The 21,064-nt window shown below is 45.1% G+C and carries 20 protein-coding genes and 1 riboswitch; of the genes, 5 read left to right on the forward strand and 15 right to left on the reverse strand.

The window, feature by feature from the left end; translation table 11 throughout:
• The 3 genes from PGX78_RS00815 to PGX78_RS00825 all read left to right on the forward strand — a co-directional run.
• The coding region (locus tag PGX78_RS00815; RefSeq protein ID WP_270444840.1) for a gamma-glutamyltransferase at positions 1-858 on the forward strand (858 nt) is incomplete at its 5' end.
• Between the two features lie 26 nt (positions 859-884).
• A complete protein-coding gene (locus PGX78_RS00820) occupies positions 885-2,555 on the forward strand; it encodes an L-cysteine desulfidase family protein (protein ID WP_270444842.1) in 1,671 nt (556 codons plus the stop codon).
• A gap of 334 nt (positions 2,556-2,889) precedes the next feature.
• The gene (locus tag PGX78_RS00825) at positions 2,890-3,729 is read left to right on the forward strand and encodes an Mrp/NBP35 family ATP-binding protein (RefSeq protein WP_270444844.1); all 840 of its coding nucleotides are present in this window, start codon (positions 2,890-2,892) and stop codon (positions 3,727-3,729) included.
• 59 nt (positions 3,730-3,788) lie between these two features.
• On the opposite strand, the gene PGX78_RS00830 is transcribed toward PGX78_RS00825, so the two are convergent.
• From PGX78_RS00830 to PGX78_RS00850, 5 genes are all read right to left on the reverse strand, one after another.
• A complete protein-coding gene (locus tag PGX78_RS00830) occupies positions 3,789-4,592 on the reverse strand; it encodes an IS3 family transposase (RefSeq protein ID WP_270444849.1) in 804 nt (267 codons plus the stop codon).
• A 23-nt stretch (positions 4,593-4,615) separates the two neighbouring features.
• On the reverse strand, positions 4,616-5,245 hold the full coding sequence (locus PGX78_RS00835) for a helix-turn-helix domain-containing protein (RefSeq protein ID WP_270444851.1): 630 nt from the start codon (positions 5,243-5,245) through the stop codon (positions 4,616-4,618).
• 4 nt (positions 5,246-5,249) lie between these two features.
• Positions 5,250-6,551: a branched-chain amino acid transport system II carrier protein gene (locus tag PGX78_RS00840; RefSeq protein WP_270444853.1), complete on the reverse strand. Its 1,302-nt coding sequence runs from the start codon at positions 6,549-6,551 to the stop codon at positions 5,250-5,252.
• A gap of 72 nt (positions 6,552-6,623) precedes the next feature.
• Positions 6,624-6,728: riboswitch (SAM riboswitch) on the reverse strand.
• Positions 6,729-7,147: 419 nt separating this feature from the next.
• Positions 7,148-7,435 (reverse strand): hypothetical protein, encoded by a 288-nt coding sequence (locus PGX78_RS00845; protein ID WP_270444856.1) that lies wholly within the window; start codon positions 7,433-7,435, stop codon positions 7,148-7,150.
• Between the two features lie 6 nt (positions 7,436-7,441).
• The gene (locus tag PGX78_RS00850) at positions 7,442-8,647 is read right to left on the reverse strand and encodes a DNA polymerase IV (RefSeq protein ID WP_270444858.1); all 1,206 of its coding nucleotides are present in this window, start codon (positions 8,645-8,647) and stop codon (positions 7,442-7,444) included.
• Positions 8,648-8,818: 171 nt separating this feature from the next.
• On the opposite strand from PGX78_RS00850, the gene PGX78_RS00855 reads away from it, so the two are divergent.
• Complete coding sequence (locus PGX78_RS00855) at positions 8,819-9,712, forward strand: LysR substrate-binding domain-containing protein (RefSeq protein ID WP_270444860.1); 894 nt, start codon at positions 8,819-8,821, stop codon at positions 9,710-9,712.
• 68 nt (positions 9,713-9,780) lie between these two features.
• Here the strand turns inward: PGX78_RS00855 and PGX78_RS00860 are convergent, their stop codons facing one another.
• The 10 genes from PGX78_RS00860 to PGX78_RS00905 all read right to left on the reverse strand — a co-directional run bounded on the left by PGX78_RS00860 (position 9,781) and on the right by PGX78_RS00905 (position 18,914).
• Complete coding sequence (locus PGX78_RS00860) at positions 9,781-10,638, reverse strand: LysR family transcriptional regulator (RefSeq protein WP_333523804.1); 858 nt, start codon at positions 10,636-10,638, stop codon at positions 9,781-9,783.
• A gap of 190 nt (positions 10,639-10,828) precedes the next feature.
• Positions 10,829-11,095: a TIGR04076 family protein gene (locus PGX78_RS00865; RefSeq protein WP_270444864.1), complete on the reverse strand. Its 267-nt coding sequence runs from the start codon at positions 11,093-11,095 to the stop codon at positions 10,829-10,831.
• 9 nt (positions 11,096-11,104) lie between these two features.
• Entirely contained in the window at positions 11,105-11,872 is a 768-nt protein-coding gene (locus PGX78_RS00870) for a TatD family hydrolase (protein ID WP_270444868.1), read from the reverse strand.
• Positions 11,872-13,818 (reverse strand): methionine--tRNA ligase, encoded by a 1,947-nt coding sequence (metG, locus tag PGX78_RS00875; protein WP_270444870.1) that lies wholly within the window; start codon positions 13,816-13,818, stop codon positions 11,872-11,874. The genes PGX78_RS00870 and metG overlap by 1 nt, the downstream gene beginning before the upstream one ends.
• A gap of 63 nt (positions 13,819-13,881) precedes the next feature.
• Complete coding sequence (gene rsmI, locus PGX78_RS00880; RefSeq protein WP_270444874.1) at positions 13,882-14,724, reverse strand: 16S rRNA (cytidine(1402)-2'-O)-methyltransferase; 843 nt, start codon at positions 14,722-14,724, stop codon at positions 13,882-13,884.
• Between the two features lie 5 nt (positions 14,725-14,729).
• Entirely contained in the window at positions 14,730-15,464 is a 735-nt protein-coding gene (locus PGX78_RS00885) for a tRNA1(Val) (adenine(37)-N6)-methyltransferase (protein WP_270444876.1), read from the reverse strand.
• On the reverse strand, positions 15,454-16,296 hold the full coding sequence (locus tag PGX78_RS00890) for a PSP1 domain-containing protein (RefSeq protein ID WP_270444878.1): 843 nt from the start codon (positions 16,294-16,296) through the stop codon (positions 15,454-15,456). Before PGX78_RS00890 ends, PGX78_RS00885 begins: the two co-directional genes overlap by 11 nt.
• Positions 16,297-17,289, reverse strand: a complete 993-nt coding sequence (locus PGX78_RS00895) for an AAA family ATPase (RefSeq protein WP_270444881.1) — start codon at positions 17,287-17,289, stop codon at positions 16,297-16,299. It lies immediately after the preceding gene.
• A gap of 121 nt (positions 17,290-17,410) precedes the next feature.
• Positions 17,411-18,415 (reverse strand): nicotinate-nucleotide--dimethylbenzimidazole phosphoribosyltransferase, encoded by a 1,005-nt coding sequence (locus PGX78_RS00900; RefSeq protein ID WP_270444883.1) that lies wholly within the window; start codon positions 18,413-18,415, stop codon positions 17,411-17,413.
• 175 nt (positions 18,416-18,590) lie between these two features.
• Positions 18,591-18,914, reverse strand: a complete 324-nt coding sequence (locus PGX78_RS00905) for a thioredoxin family protein (protein WP_270444886.1) — start codon at positions 18,912-18,914, stop codon at positions 18,591-18,593.
• A 351-nt stretch (positions 18,915-19,265) separates the two neighbouring features.
• On the opposite strand from PGX78_RS00905, the gene PGX78_RS00910 reads away from it, so the two are divergent.
• Positions 19,266-21,064 (forward strand): carbon starvation CstA family protein (locus PGX78_RS00910; RefSeq protein WP_270444888.1); only part of this gene is annotated, 1,799 nt, incomplete at its 3' end.

Here is a 21,064-nt window from a genome sequence, read left to right on the forward strand (position 1 = left end):
CCCGTAAAAATGGCATATAAAGATTACGACATTTGGGAATTGCCGCCTAACGGTCAAGGTATTGTTGTAAGTGCCGCACTGGATATATTAAATAATCTCACGCCGCCTACTACCGACCCTGTTGAAAAACTTCACATACAAATAGAGGCTTTAAAAGCATCTCTAACGGACGGTAAGAAAACAATTGCCGATCCGACCTACATGAAAATATCAACAAACGACTTTCTCTCTGAAGAAAGCAGACTGAATCGACAACGACGCATTTCCGCTACAGCTCATTTGCCGGACTGTGCCGACGTAAGCGACGGCGGTACGGTATATGCCTGCACGGCCGATAAAGACGGGAACTCCGTATCCCTCATCCAAAGTAACTATGACGGCTTCGGTTCGGGCATTGTCATTCCCGAAACGGGCATAGCTCTTAACAATCGAGGACGAAATTTCAGTGCCGACTCGACGTCTCCTAATGCCATAGGACCGCGTAAAAAATCATACCATACGATTATTCCTTCCTTCTTAAGTAAAGACGGTATACCCATCGGTCCCTTCGGCATCATGGGTGCCTTTATGCAACCGCAAGGACAACTGCAGTTAGTTATTGATACGGTAGACGAGCACCTGGATCCGCAAGCGGCTTTGAACAAGCCTCGTTGGCAATGGACAGGCGACAAGAACATAGAAGTTGAGCCCGACTTTGATCCCCGCCTCATTGCCGCCTTACGAGAAAAGGGACATTGCGTTACTGTAAACTCTGATATAGCCGTATTCGGCCGAGGCCAGATTATTTGGCGGAACAAAGACGGCATACTTGCCGGTGCTACGGATCCTCGTACGGACGGGGACGTAGCTGTCTGGTAACTATTCAAAAAAAAGGGGACTTACCTATGTCTGAAAACACTTTATACGCACGTATCATTGAAGTTTTGAAAAAAGAGGTCGTCTATGCCACAGGCTGTACAGAGCCTATTGCTTTAGCCTACGCTGCGGCTACGGCTCGCAAATACTTAGAGTCGGAACCGACCGAAATAGCCGCTTTCGTATCACCCAATCTCATGAAAAACGGCATGGCCGTCAAGGTGCCCGGCACGGGACTTCCCGGCATGGATATTGCCGTAGCTGTAGGCGTTACGGGCGGCGATCCCGAGGGTGGTCTGGATGTTCTTCGTAGGCTGACGGACGCCGATGTGGAAAAAGCAAAGGAACCGACCGAAATAGCCGCTTTCGTATCACCCAATCTCATGAAAAACGGCATGGCCGTCAAGGTGCCCGGCACGGGACTTCCCGGCATGGATATTGCCGTAGCTGTAGGCGTTACGGGCGGCGATCCCGAGGGTGGTCTGGATGTTCTTCGTAGGCTGACGGACGCCGATGTGGAAAAAGCAAAGGAACCGACCGAAATAGCCGCTTTCGTATCACCCAATCTCATGAAAAACGGCATGGCCGTCAAGGTGCCCGGCACGGGACTTCCCGGCATGGATATTGCCGTAGCTGTAGGCGTTACGGGCGGCGATCCCGAGGGTGGTCTGGATGTTCTTCGTAGGCTGACGGACGCCGATGTGGAAAAAGCAAAGGAATTAATTGCTAAAAAAAGAGTTTCCGTCCAAGTAGCCGACACCGGTCTGCCGCTTTATGTCGAAGTCTGTCTTACCGCGGATGCACACTGGGTTCGCGTCATTATCCAAGGGCGACATACAAACATTGTCCGCATTGAAACGGATGAAAAGGTTATTTTCCATAAAGATGACGAATCAGCATCTCCTACCAACCCCGATCTGCCTTTTATGGAAACACTAAATCTAAAACTTTTATATGAATTCGCAAAAACCGTTCCCTTAGCCGATATTGAGTTCATGGCCGAAGCCGGTCGCGTTAATGATGCCTTGTCAGCTGAAGGTCTACGCCATCATTACGGTCTCTCTCTGGGCAAATCCATGCTTGATGATTTGCAAAACGGAATGATACCCGAAAACTTCCACGATCGCCTGATTATGGAAACTACAGCTGCTTCCGATGCCCGTATGGGTGGAGCTCCGTTTCCGGCAATGACGAATGCCGGCTCTGGCGACCAGGGCATTACAGCAACCGTCCCGGTTAATGTGACAGCTCGCTATCTCAAGTCATCCCGTGAAGACCACATACGTGCCTTAGCACTCTCACATATTACGGCGATTTATATTCACGCTTTTTACCCTAAACTTTCCGGTCTTTGTGCAACAGCAACGGCTGCCATGGGATCTGCAGCCGGTATGACCCTTCTCTTCGACGGTTCATACGAAATGCTGGAAGCCGTCATCTCCAATATGACCGGTGAACACATCGGTATGGTTTGTGACGGTGCCGGAGACGGTTGCTCCTTGAAAATCGCCACGGCTGTCGACGCTGCCTATAGAGCCGTTTTTCTGGCTCGTAAAGGAATTCGTGTCGGTGGAGCCGAAGGCCTTGTCAGCAACACCGCCGACGAATCAATACGAAATATAGGGGCTTTCGCGACTAAGGGTATGCAAGTTGCCGACAAGGAAGTTCTCCATATTATGATGACGAAAAATCGTTCTTAAAAACAGTTTATACGAAAATACCGAATAATTGACATATGTTATTCGCCTTCCTATAATGAGAACGATAGAATAGCTTTTATATCCCGACCGCATGGTTATCATGACGCTTCTCTCACGGATGTTACCCCATCTCGACACAAGAAGAATGAGCCATGCCGTATGGTGCAAGACTACAACACGGGTTTTATACATCTGTCCGTCGAAAGTTTGCATAAGTTATCCTTCAATGAATAAGGGCTGCTCATAAGAGGGATACTATTATTTCCCCCCTTAGCAATACGTAGCCGCTAAGGCTGCAAAGTTCCCGTAATATACCTAAAGGAGATTGATATAAATGAGCGAAAATTGTACAAAAAGCAGTTGCTCCGGCTGTGCCAGCAACTGTTCCGATCGGAAGGCTCCTCAAAGCCTTTTGGCAGAACCGCACGAAGGAACGCACGTAAAACACGTCATCGCTGTTGTCAGCGGCAAGGGTGGTGTAGGCAAATCTTTAGTAACCTCTCTCTTAGCCGTGCAAATGCAAAAACACGGGTATAAAACTGCGATTCTTGATGCTGATATTACAGGCCCTTCTATCCCCCAGGCCTTCGGTTTGAATGAACGTGCTTCAGGGGATGAAAGCGGCATTATTCCTGTAACAACTTCAACGGGTATTAAGGTTATGTCCATGAATGTACTTCTCGACAATGCTGCCGATCCGGTTGTTTGGCGAGGCCCCGTTATCGGTGGAGCGGTTAAACAGTTTTGGACGGATGTCTTGTGGGGAGATATTGATTACATGTTTGTCGACATGCCTCCCGGAACCGGTGATGTACCCTTAACAGTCTTCCAATCCTTGCCTATCGACGGAATCATTGTTGTTACATCACCGCAGGAGCTGGTTTCCATGATTGTCGAAAAAGCTTTGCGCATGTCGGATCTCATGAAGGTCCCCGTACTCGGTATCGTAGAAAACATGAGCTATTTTGAATGTCCCGACTGTCATAAGAGACATTCAATCTTCGGCAAGAGCCATGTAGACGAAGCCGCTAAAAAGTACGAAATTCCTCACGTAGCCAAGTTGCCTATTGATCCGCAATTTGCCGCCCATGTGGATAAGGGTGATATTGAATCGTACGCGGTTAATTACTTGTCCGATACGGCTGAATACCTCGCGGCTACAACGAATAATTAGAAACTAAAAAGAAGGTTTCTCTTTACATGATCTGCACCCATTTTCTTGGACAGATATAATTAAGCTACTTTTTGGGAATGAGTTCGGTATTCTACCGGACTCATTCCTTTTAATTTGAGCTTAATGCGTTTTGTATTGTAATAATGAATATAATCCTTTAATTTGCTGATAAAATCTTCATAGGAAGCAAACTTTTCTAAATATAATAACTCTGACTTCAACAAGCCAAAGAAGTTTTCCATCACGCTATTATCCAAACAATTTCCTTTACGGGACATACTTTGAATAATAGCGTGATTTTTTAATATTTCTTGATAAGTACTATGCTGGTACTGCCATCCTTGATCTGAATGTAAGATGCAGCCTTTGCTATTGGGTCTATTCTTAAAGGCTTTATCCAGCATAGATAACACCTGTGTTAATACAGGTCGTTCTGATATTTCATAAGATACAATTTCACCATTATACATATCTAAGATTGGTGATAAATAGACTTTACGCCCAAACAAGTGGAATTCAGTAATGTCTGTGGTCCATTTTTGATCAGGCTTTGTTGCGGTAAAGTTTCGCTTAATCATATTGGGAGCGATTTTTCCTTCACTACCTCTATATGAGCGGTATTTCTTTAGGCGAACTTTACATGTTAAGTTTTCCTCCTTCATAATACGCATTACGACTTTATGATTTATATGAATGCCTAATTTATGCAATGCTATTGTAATTCGGCGATACCCATAACGTCCTTTATTCATCGCCACAAGTGTGCGAATAGCTTCTCGTTCCTCTGCATATTTGTCTCCCTTTTTTATGCTAGCTAAGCGTGCATAATATGTACTACGACTAATGCCAAAGTACTCGAGCATAAACTGAAGGGGATATATTTTTCTTAATCTTTCGATGGCAATTGTTTGTGCTTTTTTTTTACAGCTCTATTGGGTTTAGCAATTTCACGCATTTCTTTCATAAAGTCATCGTAAAAAGACATTTCATACTTCAACCGAGCGATTTCAGCTTCTAGTTCTTTTATCCGTTCTTTGTCTGATTTAATACTTTGATCTTTTGTGGGTGGTATTAGTTTTTTCGGTTTCATAGATAGTCTACCTTTAGGTTTAGGTTGTAATCCTGAGATTCCTTCATCTAAGTATCTTTTTTGCCATGATGCGATTAGGCTAGGATTATCTAAATTAAAATGTTCTGCTACTTCCTTAAAGGATAACTTATTTTTCCATCTGGTTTCAATAACTTTACGTTTGAAGTCTGCTGAAAATACCCGTTTAACCATTTTTCTATTTATATTATGATTAATCTTAAATTTAAGTAACCACCCATTTACAGTACTTTCTGGAATCCCAAGTTCTTTAGCAATGCTAAAAGAATTCCATCCTTTTTCAGAAAGATAAATAGCCTTTTCTTTTACTTCTTTTGAATATTTTGACATAAAAAACTGCACCTCCAAAAATTGTGTCCAATTTTTGGGGTGCAGTTCAACATAAGAGAAACCTTCTTTTTTATGCATGCATTTATACATTCTGTCGTCTCATATGACCTACAACACTTCCGACAATAAGACCGACTACAAACGGAGTAACCCAACCAAATCCGACTGCCGACAAAGGCATGGCGGAAACGATGGATTTTGCTGCTTCCAGACCACTAAGTCCGGGTAACGCTTCTACAAGTGCATAGGCTGTAACAGCATAAATAGCTCCTTTATAAGCTTCATTATAAGAAATAAAAGAGGCGAACGTTCCCAATACCATAAGTGCCAAAACCGGCGGATAACTGACACCGAAAATCCAACCGATATATTCGACAATACCGTCCACGCCGAGAAGAGCCGTCAATGCCGAAAGTATACAGGTCGTAATAGCAACGGCCTTATAGCTCACACGATTATTTGACGCCGTACGGAAGAAATCGGCAACAGCCGCAATCTGTCCGACAGCAGTCGTTAAACACGCAAGGATAACGGCTACACCCATGGGCAACATAACAGCCCCGCCGACACGCTTAATAACCAAAACTAAAAGCTCTGCACGGCCCGTATCCGCCGATACATCGGCACTTACACAAGCCCCCATAAACAAGAGGCTGCCGTAAATAATAAATAACAAAATAACCGATACGGCACCGCAATAAAACATCATGCGATTACGTTCCCGACTTTCAACATACCCTTTGTTCTCAACGGACTGTATAAACAAAGACGCCATAATAAAACTGACCAAAACATCTCCCGTATTATAACCGCCCAAAAAAGCATTGGTAAAGGAGTTGGTTACGGTCGGCTCTGCGGGAGTTCCAATGGGGGCTACTACTCCTAACACTCCGATAACCATTAGAATCAAGGCTAACAAAGGAGTCAAGAATTTGCCTACCTTATCAAGTACACTCGTTTCATCCGACGTAATCCAATAAGAAAGTAAGAAATAAAGAACGACTCCGGGAATAAAAGGAATATTAGAAAAGTTTCCCTGTATTCCTAACTGAATAGCCGTAGCACACGTCCGGGGAATAGATACGAAAATACAAACAATCATCAATAAGGTAAGCAAAATATTATAGGTATAAGGGCCGACCCTCTCCGTAATACGGCGTACATCACCATATCGGGAAATAATAAGAAGGGCAAAAATAGGTAATAAAATTCCCGACAACGTCAGTCCTGCCAATGCCGGCCCGTAAGAGGACCCGCTGACAAACCCCAGTTGTGGCGGAAAAATAAGATTCCCCGCGCCAAAATATGTAGCAAAAAAAGCAAACCCCAAAATCAGCACGTCTTTGACTGTAACCGATTTATGCTTAATACGGCTGTCATTCATGTCCTCCGACTCCTTCCTTCCAACGGCATATAAAAAACGTCATCTTGACAGATGACGCATTCATTACAGGCCATATCATCTGTCGTCACCCTCAAGTAACGCTGGAGTTGGCACCTTTCCTGTCGGAAGGTTGCCGCAGCTTCAACGGGCCAGTCCCTCGGCTGCTCTGGATGATTATTTTATTTGATTGAAATCATACAGGAATCGCCCTTACTTGTCAATAAAATACATGTTCGATTCACAGTATGATCTATCTGCCCTTTCTGTGGATAATACGGGGATCCGTGCCTGTTTACATCTTAGTTTTAAGCGCAAAGGTTGATTTTCTTTTCAGTTATTACTGCGCATTCACACCAACCATCCCCATTGCAAAGAAATTTATACACATTACCTCAAATAAAAGGAAGTGAAATAAAACGGCTTATTTATGCTATTTATATGATGATATTTTTATTTCATATCCTTATCATTTTAGATTTATCCACATTTTATTTAAAGTGTTACCAATGTACACGGCCTAAAAACAGCTTGTTTTAGGCACAAAAAAAGTTATGCACATAATTTTCTCAACAATGTGCATAACCTGTGTATAAGTTCTACTCAACCGGACGACTCCAGTCAATATATACGGTTGTCGCCTCCCAAATTTTACCCAATGCAAGTTTGAACATATCTAAACTATCATTCGGCATGCCTGATATTTCTTCAAATTCTGTAAGCCCGGTGAACCGTTTCAGTACTTTCGGCGTAGATAAATATTCATAAGCCGCTTTTTTTAAAGCCTCATCTTGAAGACAGACCGTTATTTCCTTCGTTTCTTCATCATACCCGATCCAGCCCTGGTTATCGGCACCGGTATGTGCCGCCACTTTAAACATTGCCATATATCATTACTCCTTTTCTTTCACTTCTTTGACACTACTTTCCGCTTCCCACAAAAAACCTTTCATAACAGCACGTTTTCCGAATCGTTCCTGTAATTTATCGATAGCCGTCGTTACCTTTTCATCAGCTAACCGTTTTTGGGTTGTCGGGTCTTTCGCAAAGAGAGAGTCCTGGATAATGGCGGTCTGCAATTTACTGACCGTAATCCCCAGTAACCGTACAGAACCCTTTCTTATCTTCTTAGCATATAACTTTCGTGCGGAAAAATAAAGCTGTTCTTCTGTATAAAGACCTATAGATTCAGACGACTCCGACCTCGTCTCTGTCGTAAAATCATTATACCGTATTTTCAAAGTTATTGTACGCCCCATCAACCCGTGTTTACGCAAGCGATGTGCTACTTCTTCAGCCAAGAGACGTAACTGCCGATCCACATCTTCCTGTAAGACCAAGTCATTTTCATATGTTTGTTCATTACCTATCGATTTCACCTGCTGAGCCGTTTCAACTCGTCTGTAATCTCTTCCGTGAGCCAATTCATAAAGCCGCTCAGCCTGATTACCTACAAGAGGGCGCAACTTATCGGGAGAGGCAGCCGCAATACTGCCTATTGTATCGTACCCGGCAGCCAAAAGGCGATTTTCTGTTACCTTGCCGACACCCCAAATCTTACGAATAGGTAAAGGTGCTAACAATTCCTCTTCTTTTCCATAAGGAATACAGACCAATCCGTCGGGTTTGTCCAAATCGGATGCAAGCTTAGCCAGAAATTTATTCGGTCCGATACCGGCCGATGCAACAAGACCGGTCTGTTCTTTAATGTCCTTCTTTACAGCCCGCCCGACTTCCAAAACATCCTTATAATATCCATACAACCCCGATATATCTAAAAATGCTTCATCTAAAGAAAGCGGCTCTATATACGGTGAATACCCTTCGAATATCTTCCTGATTTGACGGGAAATAGTACGGTAATAGGCAATCCGCGGAGGCAAAAAGATCCCGTCGGGACATAATTGTCTGGCCTTCTTTGTGCCCAGTGCGGAATGAACACCGTAAGCTCGTGCTTCATAGGAAGCCGTGGCAACAACACCGCGATCACTTGTACCGCCTACAATGACGGGACGACCGCGAAGTTCGGGATTATCCCGTTGTTCTACGGACGCATAGAAAGCATCCATATCGACGTGCATAATCCATCGTCTGACCACAAAACTTCCCCCTTTCCCGTCGGTTATAACATTATACAATTTTGTTCAAAATAAATATAGACAAAGCCATTTTCTTGTTCTATTCTCTTATGAAATATGGTACTATGTATAAGCATAATATTTTAAGAAATTAGGTATAAATGTAACATTTTAGAAACGAGGCATTCGTCCATGGATTTGTTCCAATTAACCTACTTTATTGAAGTAGCTCACAAAAAAAGCTTTACCAAAGCATCTCATTCTCTCCACATCAGCCAGCCTTCTATCAGTAAAGGCATCAAGGCCCTGGAAAACTACTGGCAAGTACAGCTGTTTAACCGAACGGGAAAGCACGTGGAGTTAACGGAAATCGGCGCCTATCTCCTTCCCAAAGTGGAATCGGTAATCGAGCAGTTGGCACAAATCAGCGACGAGCTGGGATCACCTCACCAATTCAATTCCGGAACTGTTTCCATCGGGGTACCGCCTATGATCGGCTCTACTTTTATTTCTCCGTTTATCCACCATTTTTCCGAAAAATTCCCGGACATCAAGGTGGAACTGGCTGAAGTCGGCTCACACGATGTTATTTCCTCTATTGATAACGGCCTCATTCAGGCGGGCTTCGTAGCCTTGCCGATTAATGCGGATACTCCCTACGACTTCTTTATTTTCGATCAGGAATATTTACGTGTCGTACTCTGGCCCGATCATCCGCTGGCTAAGAAAAAGGGAATTACCTTACAGGAAATTAAAGACGAACCGCTGATTTACTATCCTGAAAGCTTCTCTCTTTATTCTTATGTTCGTTCATTTTATCAAAAAATATCGGCGCGTCCGAACATTGTCGGGCAAACCAGTCACTGGGACTTTATGGGCGAAATGGTACATACTCAAATGGGTATTGCCTTGCTGCCCGAATCAATCTGTAAAAGACTGGACCCGACTCGTCTGGTAACCGTTCCCCTTATAGATCCCCAAATTACGTGGACCTTGGCCATGGTTTGGAAAAGCAAGGGCTTTCTCTCTCATCCCACTCGCATGTGGGTTGAATTCTTCAAAGAGTTTTACAAAAACTCTGACTAGACTTACACATAAAGAAACCGCTATACGGATTTCCCCCGTACAGCGGTTTTCCTGTTTTACAAACTTCATCAACATACGCAGTCCGAATACCCCTGATATATACGCATAATTTCTTCTCGACTCATACGCGACTCCTTCCAAACCAAAGAGAATGAATCCTTACCGGTAATCCCCACAACCCGGATGCGTCGTAACCGCCGGGCCCGCAAGTCCTCATGGACGACTCCTTCATAAACAACGGCAACTCCGCAGTTTCCGTAAGCAAATCGCTTTACAATCTCATCGGTCCCTAAATCAATATACCTAAAAGACGATTCCAACGTAAGCCGTTGCTCCTCCAGGCACTGCTCAAATAACCGTCGCGACCCCAGGTGACTGCCGCAAAGTAAGAGCTTATGTCTTTTTAACTCTTCCAAGTCGATACTTTTATCTATATCATAACTTTTACCGCAACATAAAATCAGTCTTTCCGTATGGAAAGCCATGCTGTCGATTCCGTCCCCCTCCACCGGCCCGTCGACAACGGCAAAATCCAGAAAACCCACTTCCAGGGCCTTTGTCAGTTCTTCCGTCGTATCTATACGAACTGAAATTCCTTTTTTCCCGGATCGGTGCAAAAACTCGATAAGCTTACCCCCTATATCATGCTCCGAAACAGTCGGCGTCACGCCGAGCAACAAACTGCGACTATGCGTTCGGAATTGCTCAATCTGCCGCTTCACAACCGTATCGTCATGATATACGTTTTTTGCCGCCATACGGAGTAATCTTCCCGCACCGGTAAGGCGCAACTTTTTCCCGTTATACGAAAAAAGTTTAGTTCGGTAGTAGCGTTCAAGCCAGTGAATCTGTTGCGTCACCGCCGGTTGGGTAAGATGGAGCTCTGACGCCGCATGCGTAAAGTTCATGTGACGACAGACGCTCAAAAACGTGTACATCCTGAAATCCAACATAAAACCGCCTTCTTTTACCAAAGATTTTCGCTTTATGTCTCACGTCTCTGTACGTTCATTTTACGCCCTACTATTACTTTTTTGCAAGTATTTATTACATTTTTACGTATTGTGTTTTACAAATATAATACGGCGGAGGAACTCAGCCTCCGCCGTCAATTTATTATTTATTCGATTCAAGTTCTAATTTAAACACGTGAATAACGTCCACATCGGGACAACAAAATACAGCTGTTCCTTCCGGTTGATCCGGTATGGCTCCTCCGTACCTCAAAATATCTATATACGGAAAGGCGACATGCATGGCCATAGGACAAATACGTCCCCGGTCCTTATCATAGCTGAACGTATCCCCTACACGATGCCCTCTATGACACCCTTTGTGGCCGAGGGAATCGATGATTGTAATTTTTACATCTTTCTTTTTCATACCTTCCCTCTACAAAAGTCCGAAAAGCCGCTTCCCGTTCTCCCACGTCATCTTTCGGATATGTGCACTGTCCGTTCCCCTCAACACGGCAATTTCATCAGCTACAAAACGGACATAAGCCGGTTCATTACGTTTACCCCGATACGGCGGCGGCGTCAAATACGGACAATCCGTTTCTATCAGAATTCGGTCTTCCGGCAGGCGTGCAACAATATCCTTTAATTTTAACGATTTAGGAAATACCGTCGTACCGCCGAAACCGAGATAGAAACCCATGTTTATCAATTCTTTAGCCATTTCATAGCTACCGGAATAGCAGTGAAAAACACCGCGACAACCCTTTCCGTACTTACGTAAAATATCTACCGTATCACCGTGTGCCTCCCGGTCATGAATAATTAAAGGAATATCCAGTTCCGCTGCCATCTTGACCTGTTCAATGAAAACATTCTGTTGTATCTGTCGAGACGGTTCGGGCCAATGGTAATCCAAGCCGACCTCGCCGATAGCCACCACCTTGGGTTCCTGACAAAGCCATGACCTCATCTGCGCAAACCCTTCGTCCGTCGCAGCCGCAGCCTCTTCAGGATGATATCCTACAGCTGCGTAAACCTCATCATAAACGCGGGCTAATTCAATCGCCGAAGCCGATGTGTCCACGCCCGTGCCGGGGCAAACCATACAACCTACCCCGGCTTCAAATGCCCGTGCCATCATTTCCGCACGATCATCTTTATAGGCTTCATCGTTAATGTGGCAATGTGTATCAAAGAGCATTAGCGTACTCGACTTCCTGCCGCCATGGAGTCGGCAAAGATAATTTGTAAATTATCGTTGCCGTCTGAAGCGGCCAATAGCATACCGTAAGATTCAACTCCGCAAAGAGTAGCCGGCTTTAAGTTCGTAACGACGATGACATGTTTACCTACCATATCTTCCGGTTTGTAATACTTGGCAATGCCGCTGACAATTTGCCGCTGTTCTGTGCCCAAATCAATTTGCAACTTCAACAATTTTGATGTCTTAGGCACCTTTTCACAAGCCAAAACAATACCGACGCGCAAATCCGTTTTTCCGAATGTATCGATATCGATTTCGGGCTTAAGCGGTTCTTTGGCTGCAGGTACTACATCGACAGCCGCCTTTTCATCAACGGGAGCTTCCGCCACTTCTTCCGCCAAGTCATAACGCGGGAAAAGAGCTTCTCCTTTAGCTGTATGTGTGCCTACCGGGTAGCCTCCCCATACAGCCACATCTGAAAGCTTAACCTCTTTAAAATTCTTCAAGCCGAGTTGCGTCCACATGTTTTCCGCACTGGCAGGAATAACAGGACTGACAAGAACGGAAATAATCCGTAACGATTCCATTAAGTTGTATAAAACTGTACGCAATCGTCCTACGCAGTCGGCATCTTTAGCCAAAACCCACGGCACGGTTTCATCAATATACTTATTGCTTCGTCTGATAAGACCCCAAATATCATTTAAAGCGTCATCAATTTTCATATCGTCCATTTCGGCTTCGAACTTGCGAACCGTTTCGACCGCCAACGCCGCCAATTCGTCATCGACCGCTTCTTTATCCGTCGGACCGGCAACGACTCCGTCTTCATATTTTTCGACCATAGCCAAGGTACGTTGCAATAAGTTACCCAAATCATTGGCTAAGTCAGCGTTTATACGATTAATAAAAGTAGGCAAGGAGAAATTCCCGTCCTGTCCCAACCGAACTTCTTTCAGCAAATAGTAGCGCAATGCATCCGCCCCGTACCGTTCAATCAAGGGGACGGGATCGACAACATTCCCCAATGATTTACTCATCTTCGTGCCGTCTACAATAAGCCAGCCGTGCCCGAATACTTTCTTCGGCAAAGGAAGTCCGCAACTCATGAGCATAATGGGCCAAATAATCGTATGGAATCGCACGATTTCTTTGCCCACTAAATGCAAGGATGCCGGCCAAAATTTATCAAAGTTTTCCGGGTCTTCCAAATACCCGGCCGCTGTCAGGTAATTAGCCAAAGCATCAAACCAGACATAAACAACATGCTTCGGATCCCAAGGTACCTTAATACCCCAATCAAAGGATGTACGCGAAATACTGAGATCTTCCAATCCGCTCTTAACGAAAGCAATCATTTCGTTGCGACGCGATTCAGGCTGAATGAAATCAGGGTTCTCTTCAATGAATTTAAGCCATCTGTCGGCATATTTATTAAGGCGCAGGAAATAGCTTTCCTCTTTTACCAATTCCAACGGGCGGCCGCAATCGGGGCAGACGTGCTTACCGTCGGGCAACTTATTTTCCGGCCAGAAGGTTTCATCAGGTGTACAATACCAGCCTTCGTATTCAGACTTATAAATATCACCGTTATCGAAGGAACGTTGCATCAAGTCTTGAACCACTCGTTCATGGCGCGGCTCTGTTGTTCTGATAAAAACATCATTAGATATATTCAGACGCTTCCACAAATCCTTAAACAAGGCTACAATGCCGTCTACATACTCGATGGGCTTCATTCCCTGTGCTTCGGCAGCCCGTTGAATTTTTTGACCGTGCTCATCCGATCCGGTTATAAAAAGAGTATCGTCACCGCGCAAACGATGAAATCTGGCCAAGGAATCGGCAATTGTCGTGCAATACGTATGGCCGATATGAAGTTTTGCGCTGGGATAATAAATAGGTGTAGTAATATAATAAGTTTTCTTTTCTTTATTCGACATGAATAAATCCCTCCTGTTGACGGCAAATGAGCCGACAGTCTGTTCGAAACGGCAATAGTACGCTTATAAACGTAAGGCCGCTTTATACACCACTCGTTTCGGAACACGACACCTCTCGGCAGTAATCCGAATGGCATCCTTTTTATCTGTACCCTCGGCCAAAAGTTGCCGAAGTACACTTTCATAATCAAGGTCGGCACGAAGTTCACCCATTTCCTTCGTATCGGCACCGATTAGAACAACAAATTCACCGCGACACCCTTGCCCCTGTAACCGTTGTCGCACACAACTCAAGGATCCGCGAATATATTCTTCGTACTTTTTAGTAAGTTCACGGCATAAGACGGCAGGCCGGTCGCCGAGGACTTCCTCTATTTCAGCCAAAACACCTTCAATGCGATGCGGCGCCTCGTAAAAAATCAAGGTCCCGCCATACCCTTTAAGCCCTTCCAACACCGGCCTGCGGTGCCGTTTCGTCTTCGGCAAAAAGCCGACAAAGGTAAACAAGGTCGTATCGAGACCCGACGCAATCAAACCGGTCAATCCCGCATTAGCCCCCGGCAAAGGTACTACAGGAATATTTTCCGCCAACGCTTCTCGTACCAAGTCACTCCCGGGGTCGCAAATACCGGGCATGCCTGCATCACTGACAAGGGCCACCATCTCCCCCTTTTTTAATCGCTCAATCAATACGGGACCCTTGTCCGCCTTATTGTGTTCGTGATAACTGAATAAGGGAGTTTCTATATGATAAGCCGAAAAGAGAAGCTTCGTATGACGTGTATCTTCAGCTGCAACTACATCGGCCTCGTTCAGACAACGCACCGTCCGGTATGTAATATCTTCCAAATTACCGATAGGCGTAGCACACAAATATAAAGTTCCTTTTTGAAATACTTCCGCCATAATGGTTAACCCTTTCCGTAAAAGTGCAAAACGGTTTTTGTATAAGTTCCATCTCGATTATGTGCCACCAAGGGGCTTTGTACAATCATACCCGGCTTTCCGCCGCGAACTCCCTCTACCAAAAAACACTTGGCATCCTTATCCTCATGGCCGTAAACAAGCCGTAGGACCTTCGGTTCTATAGCCGCTTCTTTCATGGCTGACAGGATCTCCGCCAGACGCTCTGCCGTATGTACCATACGAAATCGACCGTGAAACTTCAACGCATATGCTGCCGCCTTCATCACATCATTCAGCGTTGCCGTTTCTTCATGTCTGGCTCTCCTTACCCCGATTTTATCACTGGCGGCACCGCGGAATAATTCACGATACGGTGGATTGGCATAAACTACGGAGAAGCTACCTGCCGGAAAAAGCTCCTCTATACGGCGATAGTCGCCTCTGCGAACAACAATACAGCTCTCTTTTCCGTTCAACACCACATTGCGTGCCGCAATATCCGCCATAACGGGATTAAGCTCAATGGCCGTAATCTCCGTAGCTCCGCGAGCCGACAGGATAAGCGGAATAGCCGCTGTTCCGGTTCCCAAATCAAGAGCGGCGCCTTTAACGATATCTCCGAAATGGGCTAATAACACGGTATCCAGAGAAAAACAAAATTCATCATTTCTCTGAATCAGCTTCATGCCGTCTAAAACAAGGTCATCAAGACGTTCGTTTTCCTTCAGCTTAATCGTCATTTTCCGGTTCCGCCACATCATTCCATGCTACATTCACAGTCTGTCCCGATTCAAGCTGAACACGTACAGTATGGGTCTTAACATGAACTCGTAAGACCGTACCCAAGCCTTCATCGGTAATGACTCTCTTACCGACTGTCGGAGGCTTTTGCTGCTCACCGCACTTATGACAGGACTGACATTGCAATTCTCCCGATGTGTACAACGAATTTTCATACCGTAGGCAACACATAAGTCGACCGCAAATACCGGAAATCTTGGTGGGGTTTAAAGACATACCTTGGCTCTTGGCCATGCGAATGGACACCGGTTTGAAATCTCCCAGGAAAGCGGCACAGCACAACGGCCGACCACAGTATCCCATACCGCCGATCATCTTTGCCTCGTCACGCAAACCGATTTGTCGCAACTCGATCCGAGTACGAAATACGGAAGCCAAATCACGCACAAGCTCCCGAAAATCGATGCGGCCGTCAGCCGTAAAGAAAAAAATGATTTTGCCCATATCAAAAGTATAATCCACATCAATTAATTTCATAGGCAACTTGTGCTTCTCAATTTTTTCAAGACAAATCCCGAACGCCCTTTTTTCCCGTTCCTTATTCTTCGACGCCTGCTGCAAATCCTTGGTAGTAGCACGCCGAACGATGGGTTTTAAAGGTTGCACAACCTCCGACTCTTCTACTTCACGCGGCTCTATAACTACCGTACCGAACTCTGTGCCCCTGGCGGTTTCAACTATAACTCCGTCTTGTATATCCAGGTCTATGCCGGCAGGGTCAAAGTAATAGACCTTCCCGGCCGGTTTAAAACGAATACCGACTACAATCAACTAATACAATCCCCTTCCTTGGAGAAATGTGAGACAAATATAATCCCAAATCAAATGTATATTCACATATCTGGAAACGCCTTCAAGCCCCTCTTCTACAGCCTTGATACCCTGCTGTATTTCATCCTCCGGCCATTGTAATACAATTGCCGACAACTCCGTGGCATAGCGTTTTAACTGTATTTTTTCTATGGAAACACCGACTCTCAACAACAAGAGATCCCGTAAAATACGCAATATAAATTGCATGACCTCTACAGACTCGGATTCATGAAATGACACCGAATACGCAGACCATTCGGCAAAAGGCACGGGGCTTTCTTTAACAGTCTTCAAAAAATAAAATGCCCGCTCGGGCGCAAGAGATGACCGTGCATGCAAATAGTCCAATGCCGCCTTAACATTACCGCCGCTGTAGAAAGCCGCTTCTTCACAAAGTCCCTCATCCCCTTTATAGCGAGTCTTCAAAGCTGCCGTAAGTTCATCCGTTCCTACCGAATCGAACCTAAACATGACGCAACGCGACACAACTGTAGGCAATAAGGCCGCGGGTTTATCTGTAATCAAAATAAACACGATACCCTCTGCCGGCTCTTCCAGGGTCTTCAACATACGATTGGCAAATTCGGCATTCATGGTTTCTACATGGTCGATAATAAAAACACGTATATCCTGTGCACTGCCCCGCAAAGAAATAATTTCCTGCAAATCCCGAAACTGAGCGGTTTTCAGCATAGATTTTTCAGGCCCTATATAAAATACATCTTCCCCATCATGGATCATACTGTCAGGTGCTGAAAAATCAATGTGTTGCAATACTTTTCGTCCTACAAGAGCTGACGCAAGGGCCACTGCCGCCACGGTTTTACCCGTCCCTGCAGGGCCGGAAAAAATAGAAGCGTGTGGTACTCGACCTTCCTCGATAAGGTGAATCCAGCGTTTTTTCAGTTGTTCATGACCGATGAGTTCATCAAAAAACGCTCTATCCACCATAAGGCCCTCCCTAAATATACATATCTAATTTATTATATGAAAAAACGGCGGCAAAGTCCAGTAATACCGCCGTCTCAGCCACTTTATACCGTCATCCGCAAGGATTGTCGAATGATTGTTATTATTGCTTACAGCCCTGTTCATGCAAAATTGTTACGGCACTTTCCAAGTACGACAAACCGGCTACACTCCCCATTCCTCGATCACACAGTCCCTTGCCCGCAAGCGGTGCCTGTAATCCGGCTCCTTTAAACTGCATAACCTGTACAGGCTCATCATAGGCTACGGATGTAAACACATAATCACGCACACCTTCACAAATAGCCTCTCCTATTAAAAAGGCCGCAACAGTCAATGCATTGTCCAAAACAACGGGTATTTTTCGTTCTGCTGCCGAAAGGATAAATCCGGTCATAGCCGCCAAATCGGGAGATCCAATTCGCTCCAGCAGTTGAATCGGTCGATCTGCTACGACACCGGTTTCATCTATAAGAGATAAAAATCTCTCAGCCGCTTCACGCTGTTTCGTTGATTCCGGTTCCGTCACAAGTCGGTTTCGGAAAAATACAGCTGTTACGGCCAAAGCCGTCAAGGGCCAGCGTTCGCCTACATTCCCCACGCCCAGTGCCGTATAGCCTTCATCTGCCAAACGTTGTGCAATATCTACACCGATCATCAAGGCATCTTCCGTCGCCTGTCTCGTCATCGCCGTCCCTTGTGCAAAATAACGACTCCCTGCCGCTACTCGCAGTGACTGAACACCCGGAGATTCAGTCAAGGGTTTTTGTAACCCCATATCCAATAAAAGAACCCCGACTCCCGCCTTATAAGCCGCCTTGTTCAACTCATCCTTCGCGGTTGCAATCCGTTCTGCTTCTGTATGGCTATCCGCCCCTTTCGTCTTATTTTCCGCTCCGTTTACAGCATGGTCGGCGGCAAAAATAACCAATCCTTTTTGCAAAGGTTGTGGCTTTACAGAGCCGAAAATTCCGGCCAGGCGCGATGCCGTCCGGATTAAGTCGTGATTATTTATATCTCCGTATTTCAACTCATCTTGAACCCGCACTTCAAAGCTTCGTTGCGGGGCGACAATACGAGCCCGTAATTCTTCTATAAGCCTTTCCATCCCATCTCCTCCTTAGTATTACGGCATATTATACCATAATCAGTCTTCTTCTAAACCCACTTTTCTTTCGGAGCCCTAAGGTATTTTAAAAGCGATAACTTTTAAAATACACCCAAGCAAAGAGGGCCTGCAATTTTAAACTGCAGACCCTCTTTTATGTTGTACTTCCATCGTCCTATAAAGCGCCGTTTTTCTTCAAAAAGTCTTCTACTTCGCCTTCCGTTTTAGGAGCAATCAGCATGTCGCTGTATTTACCCTGATTATAAACGAAAAGTGCCGGGATATATTCAATGCTTCTTGCTTGGGCCAACTCGGGGCTTTCATCCGTATCAATCGTTACAAATGTCACCTTGCCTGCTAATTTTTCGGACAAGCCGTTCAGGACCGGCAAAAGAACTTGGCAATGGGGGCACCATTCAGCACTGAAATCCAATAACACGGGAACGTTTGAGTTTTCTACAACTTCTTTATAGTTTGTACTGTTTACTTGCGTTATCATATTACAATCTCCTTCAATACAATAATAATAAACTGGCCGTAATAATAGACTGGCCGTTGGGGGTATTATAGCACAAACCACACCTTTTTTGTACACCATTTATGCGAAATCCCCACAAATCCACTTACGTATGCATTGGGAATATATAATTATATCAAATCACTATCGTTAATTTCGCCCCTGTTCTTATTACTATATACAATATATGGTATATTTAATGTGACATTGCCTCTTTTGGCCGCCTTTTGTACTATCTTTCACTTGTCTTTTTAGGGCGGTAGTATATAATATAGCTGATATATATAGTTAATGTAACATATATATGTATTTTCAGAAGGAGGTTCACTTAATATGAACGGCTTGTTTCTAGTCATTATTTCAGCATTAGTCTTTGTATTGGCATACCGTTTCTACGGTGCATTCATTGCAACTAAAGTGCTTGCAGTAAACCAATATAAAGTAACTCCTGCATTCCGTTTTGAAGACGGTCATGACTACGTACCGACAAACAAATACGTTGTTTTCGGTCATCACTTCGCAGCCATTGCCGGTGCCGGTCCTTTGGTCGGTCCTGTCATTGCTGCTCAGTTCGGGTACTTACCCGGCGCATTGTGGATTCTTATCGGCGGCGTTTTAGCCGGTAGTGTTCATGACATGGTTATTCTTTTTGCATCTATGCGTTATGACGGTAAATCCATTGCCGAAATTGCTAAACACCAAATGGGCGGCAGTATCGGTTTGGTAACGTCTCTCGCCGTACTCTTCCTTAACATCCTGGCTATGGCAGGTATGGCCGTTGTTATCGTTAACGCGTTGCATGACAGCCCTTGGGGTACGTTTACTATCGGTATGACGATTCCTATCGCTGTATTTATCGGTATTTACATGCATTATTTACGTCCCGGTAAAATCCGTGAAGGTACGGTTATCGGTGTCGTCCTTACCTTACTCGCCGTTGTCCTCGGCCCGTCTGTAGCTGCCAGCCCCACTTTGGCACCGCTCTTTACAATCAGTGCTCACGGCATTGGCGTATCACTCATTGTCTACGGCTTTATCGCTGCCGCAATGCCCGTTTGGTTGTTGTTGGCTCCGCGTGACTATTTGTCCACGTACATGAAAATCGGTACTATCGGTGCTTTGGCTCTCGGTATTATCATCGTTATGCCGACCATCCAAATGCCGGCTGTAACACAGTTTGTTTCCGGTGGCGGCCCTGTTATTACGGGTCCTGTTATTCCCTACATCTTTATTACCATCGCTTGCGGTGCTATTTCCGGATTCCACTGCATGATCAGCACAGGTACGACACCGAAGATGCTCATGAACGAACGTTCCATCTTGCCTGTCGGCTACGGTGCTATGCTTACGGAATGTTTTGTCGGCATGATGGCCTTAATCGCAGCAACAAGCTTAATTCCTAACGACTATTTTGCTATCAACTCGACAGCTGAACACTTTGCGGCACTCAACATGCCTGTAGTAGATTTACCTCAGCTCAGCCATATGGTCGGTGAAGACGTTGCTCATCGTCCGGGCGGTGCCGTTTCCTTGGCAGTCGGCATGGCATTTATCTTCTCCAGTATTCCCGGTCTTGATCACCTCATGAACTACTGGTATCATTTCTGTATTATGTTCGAAGCATTGTTTATTATGACAATCCTCGATGCCGGCACGCGTGTCGGTCGTTACATGTTGCAAGAACTCATTGGACGCGTAGTTCCGAAGTTTGCCGATCCCCACTGGCTCCCCGGTGCATTGATTGCATCCGCTCTCATCTCCGGTGCTTGGGGCTACATTGTACTTCAAGGTAACTTATCCACCATTTGGCCTATCTTCGGTGTATCGAACCAGTTGCTGGCTATCATTACCCTTGCCGTATCTTCTGTTGTTATCTGCAGCATGGGTAAGGCACGCTACCTCTGGGTAACAATTATCCCCTGGGTATTCCTCACGGTTGTTATCTTCTACGCAGACTTCCTGAACATGTTTGAAATCTACTTACCGAAGGGTGAATGGTTGCTCTTTAGTGTATCTGCAATCATGGCAGTCTTCGTTATCATCATCAGCATTGCTTCGATTCGTAAATGTATCTACCTTGCTAAGACAGTTCCGGCAAACTATGATACTACAGAAACTGTAGAAGCTATCGA

Origin of the sequence: Megasphaera sp. AF13-6AC, assembly GCF_027685385.1 — a bacterium.
GTDB classification, from domain to species: domain Bacteria; phylum Bacillota; class Negativicutes; order Veillonellales; family Megasphaeraceae; genus Megasphaera; species Megasphaera micronuciformis.

Excerpts from the sequence above, each read along its gene's own strand:
- PGX78_RS00825 (WP_270444844.1), top strand. The coding sequence starts at position 2,890 with ATGAGCGAAAATTGTACAAAAAGCAGTTGCTCCGGCTGTGCCAGCAAC.
- PGX78_RS00830 (WP_270444849.1), bottom strand. The coding sequence starts at position 4,592 with ATGCTCGAGTACTTTGGCATTAGTCGTAGTACATATTATGCACGCTTA.
- PGX78_RS00820 (WP_270444842.1), top strand. The coding sequence starts at position 885 with ATGTCTGAAAACACTTTATACGCACGTATCATTGAAGTTTTGAAAAAA.
- rsmI (WP_270444874.1), bottom strand. The coding sequence starts at position 14,724 with ATGGCGGAAGTATTTCAAAAAGGAACTTTATATTTGTGTGCTACGCCT.
- PGX78_RS00855 (WP_270444860.1), top strand. The coding sequence starts at position 8,819 with ATGGATTTGTTCCAATTAACCTACTTTATTGAAGTAGCTCACAAAAAA.
- PGX78_RS00835 (WP_270444851.1), bottom strand. The coding sequence starts at position 5,245 with ATGCATAAAAAAGAAGGTTTCTCTTATGTTGAACTGCACCCCAAAAAT.
- metG (WP_270444870.1), bottom strand. The coding sequence starts at position 13,818 with ATGTCGAATAAAGAAAAGAAAACTTATTATATTACTACACCTATTTAT.
- PGX78_RS00870 (WP_270444868.1), bottom strand. The coding sequence starts at position 11,872 with ATGCTCTTTGATACACATTGCCACATTAACGATGAAGCCTATAAAGAT.
- PGX78_RS00885 (WP_270444876.1), bottom strand. The coding sequence starts at position 15,464 with ATGACGATTAAGCTGAAGGAAAACGAACGTCTTGATGACCTTGTTTTA.
- PGX78_RS00840 (WP_270444853.1), bottom strand. The coding sequence starts at position 6,551 with ATGAATGACAGCCGTATTAAGCATAAATCGGTTACAGTCAAAGACGTG.
- PGX78_RS00905 (WP_270444886.1), bottom strand. The coding sequence starts at position 18,914 with ATGATAACGCAAGTAAACAGTACAAACTATAAAGAAGTTGTAGAAAAC.
- PGX78_RS00900 (WP_270444883.1), bottom strand. The coding sequence starts at position 18,415 with ATGGAAAGGCTTATAGAAGAATTACGGGCTCGTATTGTCGCCCCGCAA.
- PGX78_RS00845 (WP_270444856.1), bottom strand. The coding sequence starts at position 7,435 with ATGGCAATGTTTAAAGTGGCGGCACATACCGGTGCCGATAACCAGGGC.
- PGX78_RS00895 (WP_270444881.1), bottom strand. The coding sequence starts at position 17,289 with ATGGTGGATAGAGCGTTTTTTGATGAACTCATCGGTCATGAACAACTG.
- PGX78_RS00865 (WP_270444864.1), bottom strand. The coding sequence starts at position 11,095 with ATGAAAAAGAAAGATGTAAAAATTACAATCATCGATTCCCTCGGCCAC.